This is a genomic window from Clostridium sp. C105KSO13 (genome assembly GCF_001517425.1).
Taxonomy (GTDB): domain Bacteria; phylum Bacillota; class Clostridia; order Lachnospirales; family Lachnospiraceae; genus Muricomes.
Window position 1 is genome coordinate 1 of sequence record NZ_FBWL01000080.1, and the last position, 1,266, is coordinate 1,266.

The following is a 1,266-nucleotide window of genomic DNA, read 5'->3' on the forward strand; positions in this document are numbered from 1 at the left end:
CTGCCGTTTTTATGATTGAAACCTTGAGTGCATTTGTCTCTTCTTCCATTGAGATCAAGGCCAGAAACGCCATGCATAAGGTGATATAAAAGTTAAGTGCATTGATTGCACAAAGCTTCCGTACGCGGAAGTTTTCAAACTGGAACATCTGTTTTTTACAACGGAAATATTCTTCAATTTTCCATCTGGAAAAGTATGTTCGTGCTACACGGATCACATCTTCTTTTGATTCAATTTTTTTATTGGTGGCAAGCATCATTGGATGTTCGGTGATGCCATAAACCAGCACAAGATAAATATCTTTTCTTGATGCAGTAATCTGTACCTTCACATGGGAGAGGTATGCATCATGGTCTTTTCCTTTGTAGAAAACACTGGTTTTCACCTTGCCTTTACGGCGGTTGCGAAGCTGGGTTGCAGGAGTCCATTTGTTATGGTAAAAAAGCTTGCGGTTGGACTTAAGGCGGATGACATAATCCTGTCCAAGGTCATCAAGCTTAAGAAACATCTTGTTGTCGTCATACCCACGATCCATGGCAAAGGTTGCTTTTCCAAAGAGAGCTGCGCCCTGTTCCATAGCTTCAAAAGTGATGGTATTTGTGGATTTATAACCTTTTTCAGAAGAGGAATGGATTCTGGAAAAGATACTGACTGGATGATTGCTTTTTGTAAGGACACAGGCTTCTGTGACATGATACCCTTTCTTGTAAACATTTTTAGTGGATGTGCTTTCGGAACCATCCCGAACAATGCCAAGAGCTTCAAATTTATAACCATCTGGTTTTACAACGTCACTGTCATCAATGTGAATAACCGGTTCCGCCGGAACCCATTTTTTAATCGCATGAAGATAGGATACAGCTGCCTTTGCAGGAACTCCTTTGTCAAGATGTCTGGAAAGGCGGTCAACAATATTTATCTTCTTAGAATCCTCGTGGAGTTGGTCAACGACATCTGTTAGCAGACAACTCCCAGCCGCCAGCATACCGTAGGTGATATCCGCAGTGAATTTTCGATCTGGCTTAGATAGATGCCTGGAAATTTTATTTGTAAAAGTTAATATTTTTCGTTTCAGTGCATAGGTATTTGATGTATAATTAGCCATAGGGAATCTCCTTCTTTTTTGTTTAGTAAGATTTTTCTTTGATAGCTTAATTTTACATCAAAAAGGAATCAGATTCCTTATATTTGGGGCATTTTTTGAAAGTTGTTTATAAAGACATGGTTTAATTCAGGTCTATGTGGATAAAACTGCGGAAACTCAAG

The 1,266-nt window shown here is 39.3% G+C and carries 1 protein-coding gene; it reads right to left on the minus strand.

The window, feature by feature from the left end; all coding sequences use genetic code 11:
* Nucleotides 1-1,105, minus strand: a 1,105-nt coding sequence (locus tag BN3456_RS15520) for a transposase (RefSeq protein ID WP_141654475.1), incomplete at its 3' end; no start/stop codon positions are given.
* Nucleotides 1,106-1,266 lie beyond the last annotated feature (161 nt).